15 protein-coding genes, 1 tRNA gene and 2 pseudogenes are annotated in these 19,714 nt (G+C 61.6%); 9 read left to right on the forward strand and 9 right to left on the reverse strand.

What is annotated here, in order from left to right; genetic code table 11:
- Positions 1-193 precede the first annotated feature (193 nt).
- A complete protein-coding gene (locus IVA95_RS01755) occupies positions 194-451 on the forward strand; it encodes a hypothetical protein (protein WP_247508929.1) in 258 nt (85 codons plus the stop codon).
- 212 nt (positions 452-663) lie between these two features.
- Positions 664-1,374, forward strand: a complete 711-nt coding sequence (locus tag IVA95_RS01760) for an outer membrane beta-barrel protein (protein WP_247508930.1) — start codon at positions 664-666, stop codon at positions 1,372-1,374.
- Between the two features lie 616 nt (positions 1,375-1,990).
- Here the strand turns inward: IVA95_RS01760 and IVA95_RS01765 are convergent.
- The gene (locus IVA95_RS01765; RefSeq protein WP_247508931.1) at positions 1,991-2,368 is read right to left on the reverse strand and encodes a hypothetical protein; all 378 of its coding nucleotides are present in this window, start codon (positions 2,366-2,368) and stop codon (positions 1,991-1,993) included.
- Positions 2,369-2,639: 271 nt separating this feature from the next.
- The gene (locus IVA95_RS01770) at positions 2,640-2,831 is read right to left on the reverse strand and encodes a hypothetical protein (protein WP_156908450.1); all 192 of its coding nucleotides are present in this window, start codon (positions 2,829-2,831) and stop codon (positions 2,640-2,642) included.
- 556 nt (positions 2,832-3,387) lie between these two features.
- Between IVA95_RS01770 and IVA95_RS01775 the strand changes: the two genes are divergently transcribed.
- Positions 3,388-3,585, forward strand: coding sequence for a hypothetical protein (locus IVA95_RS01775; protein WP_247508932.1), 198 nt, complete (start codon positions 3,388-3,390; stop codon positions 3,583-3,585).
- A gap of 1,072 nt (positions 3,586-4,657) precedes the next feature.
- Here the strand turns inward: IVA95_RS01775 and IVA95_RS01780 are convergent.
- The 3 genes from IVA95_RS01780 to IVA95_RS01790 all read right to left on the reverse strand — a co-directional run bounded on the left by IVA95_RS01780 (position 4,658) and on the right by IVA95_RS01790 (position 8,321).
- Positions 4,658-4,733 (reverse strand) — tRNA-Lys (locus IVA95_RS01780).
- A 129-nt stretch (positions 4,734-4,862) separates the two neighbouring features.
- The gene (locus tag IVA95_RS01785; RefSeq protein ID WP_247508933.1) at positions 4,863-7,541 is read right to left on the reverse strand and encodes a glycosyltransferase; all 2,679 of its coding nucleotides are present in this window, start codon (positions 7,539-7,541) and stop codon (positions 4,863-4,865) included.
- A gap of 219 nt (positions 7,542-7,760) precedes the next feature.
- The gene (locus IVA95_RS01790; RefSeq protein ID WP_247508934.1) at positions 7,761-8,321 is read right to left on the reverse strand and encodes a beta-1-3, beta-1-6-glucan biosynthesis protein; all 561 of its coding nucleotides are present in this window, start codon (positions 8,319-8,321) and stop codon (positions 7,761-7,763) included.
- 249 nt (positions 8,322-8,570) lie between these two features.
- On the opposite strand from IVA95_RS01790, the gene IVA95_RS01795 reads away from it, so the two are divergent.
- Positions 8,571-10,196, forward strand: a complete 1,626-nt coding sequence (locus tag IVA95_RS01795) for a beta-(1-6) glucans synthase (protein WP_247508935.1) — start codon at positions 8,571-8,573, stop codon at positions 10,194-10,196.
- Here IVA95_RS01795 and IVA95_RS01800 read toward each other — a convergent pair.
- Both IVA95_RS01800 and IVA95_RS01805 read right to left on the reverse strand, forming a co-directional pair.
- On the reverse strand, positions 10,156-10,536 hold the full coding sequence (locus tag IVA95_RS01800) for a hypothetical protein (RefSeq protein WP_247508936.1): 381 nt from the start codon (positions 10,534-10,536) through the stop codon (positions 10,156-10,158). The two genes, IVA95_RS01795 and IVA95_RS01800, sit on opposite strands and share 41 nt — an antisense overlap.
- Positions 10,537-10,632: 96 nt before the next feature.
- On the reverse strand, positions 10,633-11,922 hold the full coding sequence (locus IVA95_RS01805; protein WP_247508937.1) for a hypothetical protein: 1,290 nt from the start codon (positions 11,920-11,922) through the stop codon (positions 10,633-10,635).
- A gap of 164 nt (positions 11,923-12,086) precedes the next feature.
- Here IVA95_RS01805 and glmU point away from each other — a divergent pair, with 164 nt between their 5' ends.
- The 3 genes and pseudogenes from glmU (at position 12,087) to IVA95_RS01820 (ending at position 16,626) form a co-directional block, all read left to right on the forward strand.
- A complete protein-coding gene (gene glmU, locus IVA95_RS01810; protein ID WP_247508938.1) occupies positions 12,087-13,445 on the forward strand; it encodes a bifunctional UDP-N-acetylglucosamine diphosphorylase/glucosamine-1-phosphate N-acetyltransferase GlmU in 1,359 nt (452 codons plus the stop codon).
- Positions 13,446-14,961: 1,516 nt separating this feature from the next.
- A pseudogene (locus IVA95_RS01815) lies at positions 14,962-15,382 on the forward strand (DapH/DapD/GlmU-related protein); the annotation flags it as partial.
- Positions 15,383-15,681: 299 nt separating this feature from the next.
- Positions 15,682-16,626, forward strand: a complete 945-nt coding sequence (locus IVA95_RS01820; RefSeq protein ID WP_247508939.1) for a tripartite tricarboxylate transporter substrate binding protein — start codon at positions 15,682-15,684, stop codon at positions 16,624-16,626.
- A 396-nt stretch (positions 16,627-17,022) separates the two neighbouring features.
- On the opposite strand, the gene IVA95_RS01825 is transcribed toward IVA95_RS01820, so the two are convergent.
- Both IVA95_RS01825 and IVA95_RS01830 read right to left on the reverse strand, forming a co-directional pair.
- Complete coding sequence (locus tag IVA95_RS01825; protein WP_247508940.1) at positions 17,023-17,703, reverse strand: TetR/AcrR family transcriptional regulator; 681 nt, start codon at positions 17,701-17,703, stop codon at positions 17,023-17,025.
- A gap of 101 nt (positions 17,704-17,804) precedes the next feature.
- Positions 17,805-17,993, reverse strand: coding sequence for a hypothetical protein (locus IVA95_RS01830; protein ID WP_247508941.1), 189 nt, complete (start codon positions 17,991-17,993; stop codon positions 17,805-17,807).
- Here IVA95_RS01830 and IVA95_RS01835 point away from each other — a divergent pair.
- Together IVA95_RS01835 and IVA95_RS01840 are read left to right on the forward strand one after the other, a co-directional pair.
- Complete coding sequence (locus IVA95_RS01835) at positions 17,992-18,885, forward strand: NAD(P)/FAD-dependent oxidoreductase (protein WP_247508942.1); 894 nt, start codon at positions 17,992-17,994, stop codon at positions 18,883-18,885. The genes IVA95_RS01830 and IVA95_RS01835 overlap by 2 nt on opposite strands.
- A gap of 199 nt (positions 18,886-19,084) precedes the next feature.
- Positions 19,085-19,381 (forward strand): annotated as a pseudogene (locus tag IVA95_RS01840) (methyltransferase domain-containing protein); the annotation flags it as partial.
- Positions 19,382-19,714: the final 333 nt, after the last annotated feature.

Here is a 19,714-nt window from a genome sequence, read left to right on the forward strand (position 1 = left end):
CTGCCGCACATTTTTGCGTGCATCCGCTGGCGAAGACCCGGCGACCGCGGCGCGTCCTAGGCGTTTAGGCGACTTGGCGTTTCGCTTCGAAGGCACTTCGGGTCCTATGGGCTCAGGGGGACTCTTCTCGGTTGTCGGCTCCATAGAATTGGTGTCGCTGGTTAGCTGGCGGGGAAACGAAAGGAGACGCCGTATGAGCAAGATATTTGCACGTATGGCGCACCTTATTCGCGAGATCGCAGTCTTTTTGATTCTGGTACTTACCCTTATCAAGCTTCTGATTGAAATCGCGGATAAGGTCGCCAACTGCAGATGCTCATCAACTACAGCCTCAGGTATCGCACGCGCGGCAGGTGGATTTTTGTTCCGACGGACCAAAGCCGAAAGGATCGAGCGCGCAATTGCGGACGACCTGGCATTCCTCGCCGCGCATCCAACGCGCCGGCTGTGACAAGCAAGGGCTCGGGTCTTCGGGCCCGCGCCGTGGTCCGCTTGGCCACCGAAGCGACGACGAACTCCTGGTTGATCCCATCGTCCACTGACTGTTGCATTCAGGATACAGACATGGCTCGGGAATCCGATCATAACTTGTCTCGTTAAAGTTGAAATCCGGCGTTCGCGCCCAGGGCTACGCTTCAGAACGGGGCGTTTTGGGGGACTGAAATGAAGAAGTTTTTGCTTACGACCGTCGCATTGGCGGCCCTAGGATCGTCGGCATCGGCGGCGGATCTCGCCGCACGGCCTTACACAAAGGCGCCTGCCCCGATCGTCGCTGCCTACAACTGGAGCGGATTCTATATCGGCGCGATGGGCGGTTATGGCTGGTCGGACCGGGTAACGATTGACGGCTTCGCGATCACGGGCGCGGACATCAACGGCGGCTTCGCAGGCGGCACCGTCGGCTTCAACTACCAGGCGCCGGGCAGCATGTTCGTTTTCGGCATTGAGGCCGATGCGGCCTGGGCCGATCTCAGCCACAGCGAAGCCATCATCGGGCTTGGCGTCGCCACGCAGCGAATCAACTCGTTCGGTTCGGTCACCGGTCGCGTCGGCGTCGCGGTCGACACCTGGCTGCTCTACGCCAAGGGCGGCTACGCCTGGGCGGACAACGAGTTCAGTGCGACGGCGCTTGGTCTAACCATCTCGGACTCGCAGTTCCACAGCGGCTGGACCATCGGCGGCGGTGCGGAATGGGCTTTTGCCGGGCCGTGGTCGGCCAAGGCCGAATACATGTTCGCACGCTACGATTCCGAAACTTATTTCGCCGGCATAGCACCTCCCGGCGTCGGCTTTGGTGCGGACGTTCATACCGTCAAGGTTGGCATCAACTATCGCTTCGGCTGGGGTGCCGGTCCGGTTGTCGCAAAGTATTGATCGACTAACAGCGCGAGTGAAAAGCCCCGGCAATGCCGGGGCTTTTGTTTTGACGATCGCATGTTCTCAGCGCATGAGCATCACCGGTCCACACTGGCGGGCTCATTGCGGCCAGCGGCCCCGGCGCGGATAAGCAACTGCACCAGGGCCGCTAATCCAACGGCTTTAGGCACCCTCGCCGGGCTGGCAGCAAAGGCTACCGGCAAGCCATCGCCGTCATATTAGCTTCACACTACCATTTTTTCCCGGGCACAGTGTCGCATCATTGTTCCAGTGTCAGCTTTATAACAAACGCGCCCCATTCCTGATGCTTCAATGTCCCGGTTTGAGCACGTGCAGTTACTTACCGAGTTAGCCCGGCCCTTGGCCGGGCTTTTTCGTAGGCTATAGCGACCCGGGCGTCTGCCAGACGATGGCCAGCACCAAGATCACCAACATTGGCGTAAGCGGTCCTGCGGCCGATGCTGTTCATTCCAGAACCTCATACTCGCCTGCCGGCGCGTCGAGGGTCTGGCGGCCTTGAAACCTCCTGCCAGACGGAAGCCCGTCGTGAGGGACCATCGCGACGGGCTTTTTTTGATGCCTGGATATTTCGAGCCCTGTGTTTGCTGGTGCGTTATTCCGACGCCGAGGCTACCGATCTGCGGCCGAGGCCGAAATAACGCATGGACGGGGCTGGCTGCGAATCTTGGCGCGCATGCCGGTAGCTGGCGAGAATGCCAACGCTAGCTCCGAGCAGCAGAAACAGCTCGCCTTGCCGGCTCAATCGGCCATGCACCATCGACAGCGCGCTGGCATAGGCGAGCGCGCACAACAAAAACGCCGCGGCGGGGTTCTGACGTGCGAGTGGCACCAGGCGCAGCGCGGTCGCGGCCATCAACAGCGCCAGCGCGCCGCCGCCGATCCAGCCGAGTTCGATCAGGGCCTGCAGGTTGGCGTTGATAGTCGGGCAAAGTAGCGCGACCGCAAAGGCTGCGGCGCGTGTCGTCGGCAACCCAGCGGCCCGCTGATTTTTTACGGGCGCGGGGGGCGAAATGCTAGCGGCGGTTGAGTTCCGCTGTGCAAAAAAGCAAGATTTCGCAACTCGGGAACCTAACCGGTCAATTAGTTTGACGGTCTCAAAGCGCTGCCGATTACCGAATATTCGAACGCCACGCCTTCGGGGGCATTCTCCTCAAACCATTTTTCCGCGGCGTCCTCGCTCGCAAGCCTTGTCACCAACTTGATTGCTTGTGAGGCTGGAGCCTGCAGGAGTGCCTCACTTTTTAGCTGACAATCTCCCTGACCTTGATGCCGCGCAAGGCTTCGATGCAGTCAGCCACCAAATGCAAGAACTCTTGCCGCTTTATGCGCTTCACCTGACGCCCTTCCATATTAATTAGAATGAACCTCGCCATGTCGTGGGCGACTTCAAACTGCGATTTGCCGGTAACCTCAACGTCTATTCTCTCAGCCATTTCGCTCTCCGCTAGTTGAAATTGGAAGGCAGCGGTTCACTCCAAGACCTCATACTCAAAGGCTACGCCTTCAGGATCGTTTTCTTCGAACTATTTTTCAGCGGCGTCCACATTGGCGAACACCTTGATGTGCTCGGGATCTCCCACCTGCTTGCTGGTGTTGACGTAGACCAAGACAGTCACTGGTCTCTCTTCAGCTTGCCCTTTCCCAAGTATGATTGGTGCACAAAATGCTCAGGGCTGGTGTTTGCCGCCTTTCCCACGTCGATGTGGGCGTTGGCTTGTAATGCCTGGAATGTAAATTTCGATGCCGCGGATCATCACACGATAGGCCTGGATCACGTCCGTTCCAAAATCGAGCACATGCGCGTCCAAGTCGGAAGGCAGCGTAAGGAAATCCTCCAGCTTCAACGCGCCGGCTTATCGACTGCATCGGCTGACCTTTTGCTGCAGCGGAGGTTGCCAAAGATCGAGGGCCTTTATGACGAACGGGACCGGCTCAAGAAGGAGGAGGGCGGTCCAACGAGGGGCGCGTGCTTGGGGGCCGGAGTTGGTGATGTGCGATCAACTGAAATGGTACGATGACAAGGCCGACAATTCGGCGTGGCTCGATGCGCTTGCCGAGTTGCGCCAGCGGGCCGCGCGTGAAGGCTACTGCTATCAGCACGTCCAGGCGATCACGGTCGCGATCGATCAGTATGCTGAGAAGGCGCTCGGCAACCGCGATTACTTTCTCAACAAGCCCTACGGCTAGGCTGAGCCTCAAAAGACGACGGCACCGAAGAGGCCCCCACTCGCGCAATTCGCCGGTCGAAGCAAAAAACTGTGTCTCGCTTCATTCTCTTCTGATGGTTGTTAGCGCCGCACGGGGTCTGTTGAAGAGCCTGTGGTGTTGGTGTCGCTCTTAACAGCACTGGAGGAACCAGCCCCAGCTGGCCCACCAGTCGCACCACCGGCGGCAGCGGCTGAGGCGTCGCCAGAACCGGAGCCTTGCGCGCTGCCGCTGGGACCCGTCGCGTCGCCCTTGACTGCGGTGGAGGAACCAGCCCCGGCCGGTCCACCCGTCGCGCCGCCGGCAGCAGCGGCATCGCTAGAACTACCAGCTTGTGCAAATGCGAGTGTGGACCCGAGCGTCAGGATTGACGCCAAAGCGATTGTCGTGAGCTTCATGGGTTGTCCTTTCATAATGATAGAACAACCAACGCGTTTATTCGAACGTTCCGAGCAAACGCAAAATCTCCTTAAGCGCGACCCGCAGTGGTACGGCCCGGCGTATGTCGTCCGGCAACGTCGTGCGTCGGGCCGCCTTGCTCACCCCGGCACTCTATTCCACAAGGCGAAGGGTCCGGCGCCTTCTCATTCGATCGAGAGCGTGGACAACCTCATCTCTATCGAGGACCGCGATGAGCCGGTGCACTGTATGCGTGGCGTCTCGTGGGCCTGGCGCGATGTATTCTCCGAGGATGCGCCTAGCATCCTCCATAGCTCGCAGTACAGTCTCTTGATCCGTGTTGTTCATGGTGCGCGCCTACTGAGCGCGGACTCAATTAGGTAGCCCAGCCATCGTTCCTACAGTATGGGCGGCGGGCATTCCGCTCTACGGGCCCGCTGAGCCGGGGGAGCATTCCTGCACCGCGACTATGTATCGGGCGGGAAGTGGTGGCGCAGCGTCAACCGGATGCCACGTAGCGGCCGATAACGATCGCCACGCCGATGATGACACTTTCCATCATGAACCTCCGTCGTTGCGCAACTGGTTTGCAGACACAGTGCAGACAGAGGGTTTTCGGCGAAGGCCAAGATGTCAGCTAAGTGTTTGATTTCATTGGTGAGCGCGGAGGGACTCGAACCCTCGACCCCATGATTAAAAGTCACGTGCTCTACCGCCTGAGCTACGCGCTCACTCGCCGCGCTGTGTAGGGGGCGGGCCCCTGCGGGTCAATAGCACAAGCGCGGCAAATTCGTGGTTCGCTTGCTCCCAATTCCCTTTAGGTAGCTAAAGGTTAGTTCGGATTCTTCAACCGGCGGCGGTTACTTGACCTCGCGGCGAATCTCGGAGGCGACCGGCTGGGACTGGGTGTTGACCGTCGGCAGGGTGACCGGGCGCAGCCCGATCAGTTCCGCCGTCCGCACCGCGCTGTTGCGCCAGAAGGCGAAGGAATTGATACGGGAGTTTTCCAACACCGCGATCGCGACCGCCGCGAGGAACGGCAGGCTTTGCAGCACCAGCACGCCGGCGAAGATGTAGATCTCACGCACCTCTTTGTAGCCGTTCGTGACGACAAGTACCGCGGCGCCAATCAGCAGCAGGATGCCGATCACGGCTTCCCAGAACGCCTGGAATTCGATCGACATCCGCGACAGCCCGCCCTTGGAGGTGCGGGCGAAGGCGAGATGCTCAGTGATCAGGCCTTGGGCCACTGCGCGCGATACTGTCCACTGCACGCTCATGGCCGCGATCATCGCGCCCAGCATCTGGCCGGCCTTGATCTTTACCCGCAAGCGATAGAGCGCGAGGAAGTGGATCAGCGAGACGGCGAAGGAGGCGATGATCGGCAGCGTCAGGATCTTGTCGGGAACAGCGATGTCGGCAAAGGCCACGATCGGCACCCAGATCAGGTTCAGGATCGCCACGACGACGCCCAGGCTTTCGGCGCCGAGCCAGTTCAGCCAGCCCAGCGAAAATTCGCGGCGTTGGTCCGGAGTCAGCCGGCTCGCGCCGGGCAGGAAGCGCCGCCAGTGCTTCTTGACGATCTGGAAGCCGCCATAGGCCCAGCGGTGACGTTGCTTCTTGAACGCCTCATAGGTGTCGGGCAGCAGGCCCTCGCCATAGCGGACGTTGGTGTAGTGCGTCAGCCAGCCTTGCTCCTGGATGGTCAGGCCGAGATCGGTGTCCTCGCAGATGGTGTCGCCGGACCAGCCGCCGGCCATGTCCATCGCGGAGCGGCGGATCAGGCACATCGTGCCGTGCACGATGATCGAGTTGAACTCGTTGCGCTGGACCATGCCGATGTCGAAGAACCCGGCATATTCGCCGTTCATGATGTAGTGCATCAGCGAGCGGTCCCCGTCGCGATGCTCCTGCGGCGCCTGCACCAGGCCGACGCGCGGATCGGCGAACACCGGTACGAGATCCTTCAGCCAATCCGGATGCACGACATAGTCGGCGTCGATGATGCCGATGATCTCGGCATCCGCAGCGGTGCGCTCCATGGCAATGCGAAGCGCGCCGGCCTTGAAGCCCTGCACCTTCTCGGCGTTGATGAACTTGAAGCGTTCGCCGAGCGCACGGCAGTGGTCCTGGATCGGCCGCCAGAATTCCGGGTCGGGCGTGTTGTTGATGATGCAGACGCATTCGAAGTTCGGGTAGTCGAGCCGCGACACCGCATCGAGCGTCTGCTTCAGCATCTCGACCGGCTCGTAGTAGGCGGGGATGTGAATCGAAACCTTCGGGAAGGCGACGTTCTCGCCGATGGTGGCGGGCGCTAACGGCGCGCTCTTGGTGATCAGCCGGCGCGGGCCGCGGCCGAAGGCGATCGCGGCGATTTCGTCGATGCGCGCCATCGCGATCAGGATCAGCGGAACCAGCAGGATCAGGCCAAGCGTCAGCGCAAATGCCGAGCCGAACACGAAATAATGCCCGGCCCAATAGGCGAAGACGGTGGAAACCCAGGCGCCGACGCCGTTCGCTGCCGCTGAAAGCACCAGCGCCTGCATGATTGTCGGCTGCTCGAGCCGCAGGATCGGCAGCGACATCAGGATGCCCATCAGCAGCGCGATCGCAGCCAGCTTCCAGTAATTCTCGTTTACGATCGGGCCGGTCCACGCGAATTTCGGTTCGCGATTGGCATCGAGGATGCCCCAATAGGGGCCGACGCCGCCTTCGAAGAATTTCCAGGGCTGATCGATCGCCTCGACGATGTTGTAGTCGATGCCGATAGCTTCGGCGCGGGTGACGAAATTGCGCAGCACCGAGGCCTGTTCGAACGGGCCGGGCTCGGCGTTCCTCAAATTGTATCCGGCGCTCGGCCAGCCGAACTCGGCTATCACGATCCGTTTGCCGGGAAACTGATCGCGCAGTAGCTGGAACATGGCCACCGCCTGATCGACGGCTTGCTTGTCGGTGAAGTTCTCCCAATAGGGCAGCACGTGCGCGGCGATGAAATCGACAGAGGACGCCAGTTCCGGATTATCGCGCCAGATGTTCCAGATCTCACCGGTCGTCACGGGAACGTTGACGGATTTCTTGACCTGCTTGATCAGCTCGACCAGGTCGGTGATCTTCTGCTCGCCGCGGAAAATCGTTTCGTTGCCGACGACGATTCCGTTGACGTTGCTGTTGCGCTTGGCGAGGTTGATCGCCGCCTCGATCTCGCGCTTGTTGCGATCGGAATTCTTGTCGATCCAGGCGCCGACGGTGACCTTCAGGCCGAATTCGGCAGCGATCGGCGGCACCAGTTCGACGCCACCGGTCGAGGAGTAGAGACGAATCGCGCGCGTGATCGTCGAGAGCTTCTTCAGGTCGGCGCGGATCTTTTCGATCTGCGGAATATTGTCGATGTCGGGATGCGCCGAACCCTCGAACGGCGCATAGGAGACGCTCGGCAGAATGCCTCTGAAATCGGGCGCCGCCTGCTTTTCCTGGAACAGGCCCCACAGCCCGGCGTGAGCTGCGGTCACAAACAGCAGAACGGCGACGACAGCGCGCATCGGAGGCTAAACCATACGGGGCTGCAATTTATGGGAAGCGAACCTGTCCCCTAGGTTCGACCGAGACGGCGGCATCATCAGGATAGTCCTGCCCTGCGTTTTCACAACTGGTATGACGCCATGACTTTTTTAAGGACGGCGTTTTAAGGGCGCGAGCAATCCATCCGAACGCCGGATCAATAGGATCGTTCCTCTGAACGTATCCTGAATGCCGGACGTCTATTTCGCTGGGGTAGGCGCGGGGCTGGGGGCCGGCGAGGGCGAAGCTGCCGGCGCAGGCGGCGCATTGCCGGCGGTCGCAGGCGCCGGGCTGGCTGCTGCAGCCTGCGGCTGGGCCCCCGGATTTATCCAGCAGACGTGGATGCGGCTGTCGAGGGTTTCCGCCACCTTGGGATCGATCTGTCCGCCAAAACGGGTCAGGCAGCGGAAGGTGGCCTGGACATGCCCACCGGGGCAGCCGAACCGGTCATAGAGATCGAGGTGCCGGAACGCGGTATCCAGGTCGTCTCGCCACATCAGGCGAACCACCCGACGCCCGAGCCAGACGCATTCGGGATTTCCGGCCGGGCCGTTGATAACCTGGGCTGCCTCGACGAACTCGTCGGTCTTGCGCTGGTTGTCCTTGTTGGCGTCGGCGGCCGGCGCCTTGCCTTGCTGATCCTGCGGGGCAGGGCTGCCGCTCTGGGCAAACGCCCCGCCCGATCCGATCAGAAGGGCCAGGCCGGCAGCGGCGAAGCGCCTCGAAACCGCAACTCTTGGATCAAGCAACCGTCGACGCATACATTCCCCGATCAATTTCCTGCCGCGAACGGCTGGTGTGGTGTTCTGGCTTGTTGCCGCCCAAATAGGTCCCCAATGCGGCGGAAACATCCGGCGATTCACATGACGGGTATTTCAGATTTTGTCCAGCAAAGTCACAACTTTATCACGGGCGCTGGTAAACTGCCGCAGGGACGGAGGCGGAATAGGGCGATCGTGCATCTTGGCAGAACGCCTATGAACGGGTAATCGACGGTCCCCGCCCGGAGGATGGAACCGATTTCTCTTCGTACGCCGCTGGCGCTTCTCCTTTCATCGCTAGGTATGATCGCGGCTCTTTGGTGGTGGCTCGCCTCGCCGATTACGCTTCCGCGCGCGCCGATCGACCCCACTGCCAAGCTGCAATGCGTCTCCTACGCACCGTTCCGCGGCGCGCAGACACCCCTGATCCCGAGCACGCAGATCCTTCCTGAACAGATCGTGGAGGACCTGGCGCAACTCGCCAAGATCACCGACTGCGTGCGGACCTATTCGATCGAGAATGGGCTCGACCAGGTTCCGGCGCTGGCCGCCAAGGTCGGGCTGAAGGTGATCCAGGGGATCTGGCTCTCGAGCAACCGGATCAAGAATCTTGCCCAGATTTCGGTTGCGATCGAACTGACCAAGGAACACCCGGACACAATTACCGCACTGGTAGTCGGCAACGAGGTGCTGCTGCGCGGCGAGATGACGACATCGGATCTCGCAGCCCACATCCGCTCGGTCAAGTCGCGGGTCACCGTGCCCGTCACCTATGCCGACGTCTGGGAGTTCTGGCTGCGTAACCGCGAAATCTATGACGCGGTTGACTTCGTCACGATCCACATCCTGCCTTACTGGGAAGACATGCCGGTGCGCGCGAAGCACGCCGCCGGCCATGTCGACGATATCCGCAAGCGGATGGCGGTGGCATTTCCGGACAAGGAAATCCTGATCGGCGAAACCGGCTGGCCGAGCGCAGGGCGGATGCGCGAAGGCGCGCTGCCGTCGCGCACCAACCAGGCGCGCGTGGTGTCCGAAATCCTCGATCTGGCCAAGCGCGAAAAATTTCGGGTCAACCTGATCGAGGCCTATGACCAGCCGTGGAAGCGTCAGCTCGAAGGCACCGTCGGCGGCTATTGGGGCATGATCAATGACGCACAGCGGGCGGTGAAATATCCGCCCGGAGAGCCGATCAGCAATTATCCGCTCTGGAAACTGCAGATGGGATGCGGCATGGCGCTGAGCGCCTTCGTGTTCCTGGCGGGCTGGCTGACGCTGCGGCGGCGGCCGTGGAAGCCCGGGCTGGCCGCCTGGATCGCGGTCGGGACATCGGCGACGACCGCCGGCATGCTGCTCGGGGTCGCCGCCGACAAGATGTTTTACGAGAGCTACGGCGCCGGCGGCTGGGTGCAATGGGGCGCGCTGCTGGCGGCCGCCATTGCGTCGCCGATGCTGTGCGCGAACGCCGCGATGGCGGGGCGGTCGCTGCCGACCTTTCTCGAATTGTTCGGACCGCGCGAGGGCCGGACCAAGTCGGTGCTGACGGCGCTGTTGGGAATCGTGCTTGTCGTCACCACGCTGATTGCGGCCGAAACCGCGCTCGGCTTTACGTTCGATCCGCGCTACCGCGATTTTCCGTTCGCTTCGCTGACCATGGCGGTGGTGCCGTTCGCGGCGCTGATGCTGCTCAACCGGCCGAAAGAGGGCGTTCGCCCGATTGCCGAATCCGCCTTTGCCGGATTGCTGGTCGTGGCCGCGCTCTTCACCGGCTTCAACGAAGGCAATCAGAACTGGCAGGCGATGTGGACCTGCGCGATCTATTTGTTGCTGGCGCTCACGCTGTGGCGGGCGCGGGCCTTGCAAATCCCAAAATGAGCAGGCCGATCGCAATTCCCGACAGCGCGATATTGTAGAGCACGATCCCGAATCCCGCTGCGATCAGCCCGCCGGTCAGCAATACGATCGATGGCCGCATGACGTGAAGCGTCGCAATAATCAGCGCAACGATGCCGAACACCGAATTCTTGAACAGGTAGGTGGCGAGCGTCCGCGACTTGCACAGCATGGTCTGCAGGCCGGCGTCGCAGGCCAGCGCAACCGTCGAGAACTCGATCGCGAGGTAGCGCAGATAGAGCGCGTAGCCGACGGTGACGAAGCCGACCACCAACAGGAATTGAACTTGATAGGGCGTGAGCCGGAACGGGGATTTTTTCATCGGCGCAATATGGTCGGGATTGGCGGCCGGGACAAGCGTTCGCCCACAGCGAGAAAACAAGTCAGAATTTTGGCGTAACGTCTTGTAGCCAAAAGCTTATTGTGAATTCTTCCTGCCGAAAATGGACGACAATGTCGGCTGCGGTGTGGCCGGCGGCGGTTCGGGCTTGTTCTGCACCTCCTCAACGACTGTCGCCGCCGGCTGCTTGGCAATGGCGCGCCGGCGCGGGCCAGGTTTGGCGGCAATGGGCGGCGGATCGTCGGATTTCACCGACAGCCGCTGGCCATCGAAGATGGCGGTTTCGCAGGGGCGGTTGTTTTCGGCCATGATAGCGCAGATCCTGGCGGCGGCGCCGGCGTCGTTCAGCGGACCGGCGACCAGGCGAAGCTGCATGCCGAGGCCGTTGGTGCCTTCCTTCACGACGATGATCGGGCGCAGTGCCGTCAGGGGCGCGTTCGATCTGGATTTCAGCAGCCCGCGCCACAACGCGCGCAGGCCGTTCACCGAATTGGCGCTGCCGAGATCGACCCCGAACTCGGTCCGCTGCAGGGATACTTTTGGCGCGGTGGCATCGTCCGCCTCCGCATCTGATGGCGCCGACGCCACGACGTCGGGGATCGGGCTTGCGATCACCGGACCTGAGGCCTTGCCCGGCTCGATCAGTTTGCCGGCGGCGGGATCGGGCGGAGCCATCGCCGCCATCAAAGGGGTGGCGGGCGAAGGCTTTGCGGGCTCCGGCTTGACGGGCTCCAGCGTGGCGCTGTCGGCCTTTACCATCTCCGCCTTGGTCGTTTCCGGCTTGGCGCTATCCGCTTTGGCCGCGTCGGTCTTCGCCGCATCCTTTGCCGCGGGCGAAACCGTTGCCGAGGAGGGCTCGGCGTTGGCGGCAGTGGGCTTGTCCGCGGGGGGCGTGCTTGCCACTGGTGCGACGCTTGGCGACGGCGGCTTCTGGGCGGCTTGCGGCTCCGCATTGGCAAGGGGCGGCAAAGCCTGCGCGGAACCATGGCGGGCGATGGCCCCGGTGACGGATTCGAGCCCCTGTTCCAGGCTGGTGACGCGGGAATACAGCCGGTCGCGATCGCCGTTCAGCGTATCGATGGCGGCGGCGAGCCGCCGCGCCTCATTCTGGGTTTCCCTGGCCACGAGCTGAATTTGCTGCGCCTGCCGGGTGATATCAGCGGCGGCGACCTGTTCGCGCTTCAATCCAAGGGACGACTGGTTGGCCATTACGGCCAGAATCACCGCAGCCGTGGCGCCGACACCCCAGGACCCGATCCGCCACAACGCGCGGCGGTCGAGCTCATCTTCGTCGGCCAACAGGTTGCTCAGCACGCCGCCGCTGTCATCCGCCTCGAAGTCTGCGAGATGGTCTGTTTTCCTGGCCAAGCGCCCCTGGCCCTCCTCAAGGCCCGCCGAATCACAGGGCAAACATTAACAGGAAAAGCGACGCCCACTTGTTTCAGGACGTTTTCGGGGCGGCGAATCGGTTTGATCTCCGGGGGAAAACAATTAAAGACGGCCGACAACTCCTAGTTCGCCTGAGGACCAGAATGACCGCTCGATCCAGCCTGACTGTCGTACTTGCGGCCGGTGAGGGCACGCGCATGCGATCCTCGCTGCCGAAGGTGCTGCACCAGGTCGCCGGCCAGTCGCTGCTGGCGCATGTGCTGGATGCGGCCCCGCACGGCCCGGGCGCCTCGCTCGCGGTCGTGATCGGGCCGGACCACAAGGCGGTCACTGAGGAGGTCAAACGCGTCCGCGCGGATGCGGCGACCTTCGTTCAGGCCGAGCGGCTTGGCACTGCGCATGCCGTGCTGGCCGCCCGCGAGGCGATCGCGCGCGGCGCTGACGATTTGCTGGTGGCGTTCGGCGATACGCCGCTGATTTCGCCAGAGACCTTCGCCCGGCTGCGCGCGCCGCTGCAAAAAGGCGCGGCGCTCGCCGTGCTCGGCTTCCGCGCGGCCGACCCGACCGGTTACGGCCGGCTGCTGCTTCAGGGCGATCGGCTGACGGCGATCCGCGAACATGCCGACGCGTCGGATGAAGAGCGCAAGGTCACGCTGTGCAATGCCGGCGTGATGGCGTTCGACGGCCACAGAGCGCTGGAAATTCTCGACCGGATCGGCAATGCCAACAGCAAGGGCGAATATTATCTGGTCGATGCCGTCGCCATCGTCAGGGAAATGGGATTGGAGGCCGTCGTGATTGAAACCAGCGAAGACGAAGTGCGCGGCATCAACAACAAGGCGCAGCTTGCGGAGGCCGAAGCGGTGCTGCAGGCGCGGCTGCGCCAGGCGGCGCTCGACGCCGGCGTGACGCTGATCGCGCCGGAGACGGTTTATCTCGCCGCCGATACCAGGTTCGGCAGCGATGTCACCATCGAGCCGTTCGTGGTAATCGGGCCCGGCGTCAGCATCGGCGACGGCGCGGTGATCCATTCATTCTCGCATATCGTGCAGACCTCGATCGGCAAGAAGGCGTCCATCGGTCCCTATGCGCGCCTGCGCCCAGGCACTTCGCTCGGCGATGGCGTTCGGATCGGCAATTTCGTCGAGACAAAGGCCGCGACGATTGAGGCGGGCGCCAAGGTCAACCATCTCTCCTATGTCGGCGACGCCCATGTCGGCGCCAATTCAAACCTCGGCGCCGGCACCATCACCTGCAACTATGACGGCTTCTTCAAGCACAAGACGCTGATCGGCGAGGGCGCGTTCGTCGGCACCAATTCATCGCTGGTGGCGCCGGTGAAGATCGGCAAGGGCGCCTATATCGGCTCGGGCTCCGTCATCACCAAGGATGTGCCCGACGACGCGATGGCCGTGGAGCGCAGCCCGCAGAGCAACCGCGAAGGCGGTGCTGCGCGCTATCGCGAGATGAAGCTGCGGGCGAAAGCTAAGAAAGAGGGTTGAGCGCAGGGCTTGTTAAGCTTTCCGCTTCAGACTTGTCTCAATCCGCAATACGGTTTTCGGTCGAAAATGCCGTGAATAGCCCGGCACATTGCGGACACTCGCGAAGCCCGCCGCAATGCCATCGCAGCACGATTTAGCAATTGGCTACCAATTGGTGCCAGCATTCCGCCATTGCAGGCAGATCGCGATCGGCGACAGCGAATTCCAAAAGGCTCTAACCCGACCAGCCCGGTTGGCGGTCTCTTTCCTTTGGAGAGGCCCACTATGTTCAAAGGCTTTGTAATGGCAGCCTTGATGCTGCTTGGTGCGTCGCAGCTAGACCAGTATCTCACCCACGGTCGGTATACCGACGCTGCCATATCGATGCTGAGGCAGATCAGGCACTCGTTCGGTATTTGACCTGCAACCCGGCTGGCGTCGGCTGAATGCGACCGCCCGTTAGGCCACCTCGGTTGACGCCGAAGGGAACGCCTTAATCTTGATGAATGGAAGCGGCCCTAGAGCAGCTTGACGGGTAGTCATGCAAAAGCCCGGCAGCCATTTCGGACTGCCGGGCCAAACGCAAATACTAGGTGAACTCAATGCCGCGCCGCTGCAATGCGGCTATTCTGATGCGGATTTCGGGACCGTCTATCCGGAAGAGTACGGGCGCGCACTTTTCGTCCTGTTGGAACCGAACCCTCGCACCTTTGCGGGGCCGGCGCACCTTGCATACCGGCAGAGCGCGGGGTCGCACCGGAGCTAGAGGATTTTATTACAGACGATTTTTTATCCGGTGGGCCGCAGAGCAATCTGCGGCCATTTGCTTTCTGAACCCAGAGCTGGAAGCCGCCCGCGATATCCGCGCCGCATAGTGCGCGGTCGTGTTCAGAGAGTAGTCGTAAGAGAGGAGCCGACCCGAACGGACGTGACTTAACCTCTGAGCTTCGTCTCGTCTTCTAACTCCCGAAGTCGATCGATTTGCATTTTGAAGTTCGCGGGTATCTCTCGATCTTCCTTTATCGACGCTCGTAGTCTTTCGCCAATCTTTTGAACGATCGCGCGACTGTGTCGGGAGTCGATCTCAACAGTGTTTCGCTCAACAGTGTTTCGCATAACAGTTCTCCAGCGCGCAGGGCCCAACGACGCCCGACAGTATATCGAGGGCTTTCTTCCTGCTTGCAGATCAGAGGGAGACCGCCGCCTTTGGCTATCTTGCGCGAGCGCTTGTTCTTGAACAGCGGGTCCGAAGACCTTTGGCTATCCGCGACATGCGCCGTTCATTGACGGCGGGCGACGGCCTCACATCAACAATTCCGCGATGAGGACTTTCGTTCCGGTTCCATTAACGGCTGTTCAGCTTTCCCTGAATCGGAACTTTTGAGACGACAGAATTCTTTGAAATAGTCGGGTGCCCACCGCCGGGGCACCGACCTGAACGGTCCCAGCCCGCTGCCCCCCTTAGCGCTGGGATCGTTCTTTTTGTTTGCCGCCCGGCACAGGGCCTTCAGGGCACGTTGGCCGTCGGCAAGAAGGTCTCGGTCCGTACGCGCGCTTGCGGCCCGGCACCTCGCTCGGCGACGGCGTTCGGATCGGCAACTTCGTCGAGACAAAGGTCGCGACGCTCGAAGCGGGCGCCAAGGTCAACCATCTCTCCTATGTCGGCGACGCCCATGTCGGCGCCAACGCCAATCTCGGCGCGGGCACCATCACCTGCGACTGCGACGGCTTCTTCAAGCACAAGACGCTGATCGGCGAGGGCGCGTTCGTCGGCACCAACTCCTCGCTGGTGGCGCCGGTGAAGATCGGCAAGGGGGCCTATATCGGCTCGGGCTCCGTCATCACCAAGGATGTGCCCGACGACGCGATGGCGGTCGAACGCAGCCCGCAGAGCAACCGCGAAGGGCGGGGCGGCAAAGTATCGCGAGATGAAGATGCGGGCGAAGAAGGAGGGGTGAGCGCGGAGCTTGTGGAGCTTTCCGCTTAAGACTGTCTCAATCCGCAATAAGCTTATCGTCAAAAGTTGAAGGATGAGTGGGAGCTGTTAATTGGGTCGCCTCTGTGAATTCGACCTATCGGACGCAAAAGACCACGGGAAGGGTTCGAAATCCTACCGTCATTTGACATATCTATGACTGGCAAAATACCCTTCGGAAGACCAGTCGATCCTCGGGCTGACCGACTTTCTTGCTGCAATGCACCTCGTCAGAGACCGGAGAACGAAATGCTGTACCGTATTCTCGCAAGACTCGCTGTGGTGGCCGCGACGCTCGGGTTGCTCGCTGGTGCTGCGACGGCTCAAGACAAGTGGCCATCGAGGCCCGTGACGATCATCGTACCGTTCGCCGCCGGCGGCAACACGGACGTCATGGCGCGCATTTTTGCAGAGCAACTGACGAAGCGGCTCGGTCAGCAGTTCGTCGTCGAGAACAAGGCCGGTGCGGGCGGGGTCAACGGCCTGCACGCGCTGACGCGCGCGGCGCCGGACGGCTACACCGTTGCGGTGGCGACCTCCGGTGGAATCGCCATCAATCCGATCCTGATCAAGGACAAGATCCCCTACAACGTCGAGAAAGACTTCACCTACCTCTATGGCATGGCAGCACAGCCGAACATCTGGCTCGTCAACCCATCCGTCCCGGCCAACACCATGCCGGAGTTGATCGCCTGGCTGAAGGCGAACCCGGAGACGCCGTATGCGACATCCGGCCCCGGCACGACGCAGCATATCTGCGGCGCGATGCTGGAGGACGCCGCAGGGGTCAAGATGACGGCCGTCTCCTACCGCGCATCGAACATCAGCATCCAGGATCTGATTGGTGGTCAGATCCGGCTCGCCTGCGACAACTTCGCCGTGGCATACGAGCAGGTGAAAGGCGGCAAGCTGCGTGCCGTCTCGATCACGTCGCCTGGGCCCTATCCGCTCGCCAAAGAGATCGAGCCGACAGCCGCGACCCTGCCGGGCTTCGAACTGATGCCGGCATTCGGCTGGGTCGGCCCCGCTAACATGCCGCCCGACATCGTGAAGCACCTCATTGAAGAGCTTGTCGCGGTCGGCAAGATCCCCGAAGTCCGCACCGCACTCGAAAAGTTTGGTGTACTCCAGACCGAACTGCCCGGTCCGGCTTACGCCGAGGCGCTCGCCAAGGAGCGCGCTGGGTACGCACGGGTGATCGAGCGTGCCGGGATCAAGGTGCCTTAGCGCCAGACAATCTAAGGTTTAGACGTAATTCCGAGCTAATTCCGAATTCCGGTGACAGCATTTAACTTTCCGGCGAGCCCGACCCGCACGCGCAGTCCAGCACTGTCACCGTAATGCCGAAGCGCGCGTCCGAAGCTGCCAGCGTGTTTGTACGCAAGACAGATCGATTCCCGCTGAGTGGCGCCGGCGACGTGAACACATACGCATTATTTGCGGAGCTATTTTCCCAACTGACAAGAGCGGGTGGGCGCGCGGGAATCATCGTGCGGACTGGTATCGCAACCGATAGTTCAACAAGCGTATTTTTCCGCGATCTTGTCGCCAATCGAAAGCTCTTCAGCCTCCATGATTTTCAAACCGGTCTCGGTTATTTTGACAACATCGGTCACGCACGATTCAAATTTTGTTTTTTGACCTTGGGGCAGGCAAATATCCGCCCACGTGGTCGTTGCCACCGTGCGCGGCGATGAACATGGCGACGGCCGACCGGCAATAGGATTCGATTTCGTTGTCGTCCTCTGCTCTCGCCTCATCGAAGCGTGCGATAATCAGGAGATCGGATCCTTTGAAAAGCGCGGCAAACAAGCGGGCGGACCGGAGAGGATCGGGCACGTTCAGAACCGCCTTCGCGTGCAACTGACGCAACAGGGCCTCGATTTGGGCGATGACATGGGCGGGGCCGGCTTCGTAATGGAGCTTGCTTAACGACTTTTGATTCGTCTTGTCGGCCATGATCATGGCTTCGACACTGCGGACGTCCGGGCTCAACAGCGTGCGAAGCAGGGATGATCCCACCGCCATGAGCTGATCTTCGGCCGAACCGTCGACGCCTTCAAAAAGGGCCTGTGGTGCAAACTGATGGCAGCGGGCCGCGATGGCCGCGCTGAACAGCGCCTCCTTGTTCTCGAAGTGCCGATAGATGCTGAGCTTGGATATCTTCGCCCGCTGGGCGACCTTGTCCAATGTCGTCGCTTGAAAACCCAATTCCACAAAGAGTTCGCACGCGGCGTCGACTATCGTTTGGCCAAGCGCCTCGTTGGCGGGCCGGCCGCGCCGGCCCTGGCTGTTTTCGGTCACGACAATTCCAGTACTTGACAGTATTATAATTCTTGCATTACGATACCATGTAGTATCTGAAACGTGCAAGCCAATGGGTAGGTTTCAACGTGTCCTCCAAATCAAGTTTCCCCGGGCCGCCCGGCGATATCGAATGCGGCATTGTCCGGCCGGTCAACACAGTGATGGGCGACTTTCTCGCAGATGCCGAAGCCCTGCTCGCTGCCCGTCTCGAGCGCGTATCGCTGGACGATATTGCGCGCCAGGCCCAGCCCAACCCCCTCCATCCACAACACGGAGCCCATCACCATGGATGACGTCATCATCATCGGCGGCAGCTTTGCCGGTCTCGCCGGCGCCCTGCAGCTCGGCCGTGCCCGCCGCAAGGTCACCGTTCTCGATACCGGCCTGCCACGCAACCGCTTCGCCGGCCACTCGCATGGCCTGCTCGGCCACGATCACAAGCCGCCGCTGGACATCCTGGCCGAGGCGCGGCAGCAGCTGGCGCGTTATCCCACGATCAAGCTGGTCAGTGCCCGGGCCGAAAGTGTCTCCGGCGCCATCGACGATTTCAACGTCCTCACTTCCGATGGCGAAAGCTTTGGGGCGCGTCGTCTGATCCTGAGCTATGGCGTCGCCGACCAGATGCCTGATGTTCCAGGCTTTGCCGAAAGCTGGGGCACGTCCATCGTGCCCTGCCCCTATTGCGACGGCTTTGAAGTCGCCGGCCAGCATTGGGGCCTCGTCTGGTCCGGCCCGCAGTCGCACAATTATGTCAGGCTGTACCACGATTGGACCGACACGTTGACGCTCTTCGCCGATGGTCACGACATTCCACCCGATATCCGGGCCGATCTGGCGCGCCGCAACATACCTGTCGTCGATGGCCGGATCACCGAGATCGCCCATCACGGGGGCCATATCGCCACCGTCAATCTCGATACCGGCCGCAATGTCGCGGTCGACATCCTGTTCGCCCATCCGCGCAACAAGCCGTCCGCAACCCTGCATGAATCACTGGGCCTCGCCACGGTGGATACGCCCCTCGGCATCGCCCTCAAGGTCGACGAGCGCCGCGAAACCAGCATGCCCGGCATCTACGCCGCCGGCGACCTCGCCAACCCCCTCATGGCCTCGGTCACCACGGCATCATCGCACGGCGCGATGGCGGGTATCTTCGCCCAGCAGTCGATGCTGGTTTGAGAGCACAGATTCCCTTCTCCGGTTGCCGCGGGCGCGGTTGTCCTTCGAAGTCCGGCGCTAGGCGGCACCGATCTCGACGCATGAGACGATCACACGCAGGTCTGGCGCCTTATCGCTGGTGGAGGCGGGATCGCTGGAGACGATGCGCGCTTTGGCATCGGATAGCTTAGTTAAGAACGAATCAGAACAAGGATATGTCATGGCACAGCACAATGCCGATCAGGTCGCCGACTGGAATGGCCAAAGCGGGGAGCGCTGGGTCGCCCACCAGGCCCGGCTCGATGCCAGGCTGGCGGTGTTCGGCCAGGCCGCGATCGAAGCCGCCGCGCCCGCGACGGGCGAGCGCGTGCTGGACGTCGGCTGCGGCGCGGGCGCGTCGAGTCTGGCTCTGGCCGCCCGCGTCGGCGCGGGGGGCCAAGTGCTGGGCGTGGACATATCTGAACCGCTGATCGGCCGAGCGCGCGCGCTTGCGCCACAGGATACGCCGGCCCTGTTCCGGCAATAACGGTGACAAGTGCATTTAACTGCCTTTATCGCCAGGGGAGCTAGCTGATTTGCGCTGCGCATTCAGCGCAATTTGTTGAACCAGATCAACCTGATGCTACCCGTCCAGTCGTATCCGAAAAAATAAACCGCTTTCGCTACAGGCCAAATCACCGCTATCACTTCGCCCATCCACCCCGGCAAGAGGGGCGTATCGCGATCGTCACGGACGCGGGGTTGGATGCGGTGGACGCAGCGGCGTCGGGCGCGATCGTGGTCGCAGGGCGGGTCTCCCGTGAGTGATCTTACGTTTACGGAGACGACCGGCGTTTCAAGGCCTTCGCCA

The organism is Bradyrhizobium sp. 157 (genome assembly GCF_023073815.1).
In the GTDB taxonomy this organism is placed as follows: domain Bacteria; phylum Pseudomonadota; class Alphaproteobacteria; order Rhizobiales; family Xanthobacteraceae; genus Bradyrhizobium.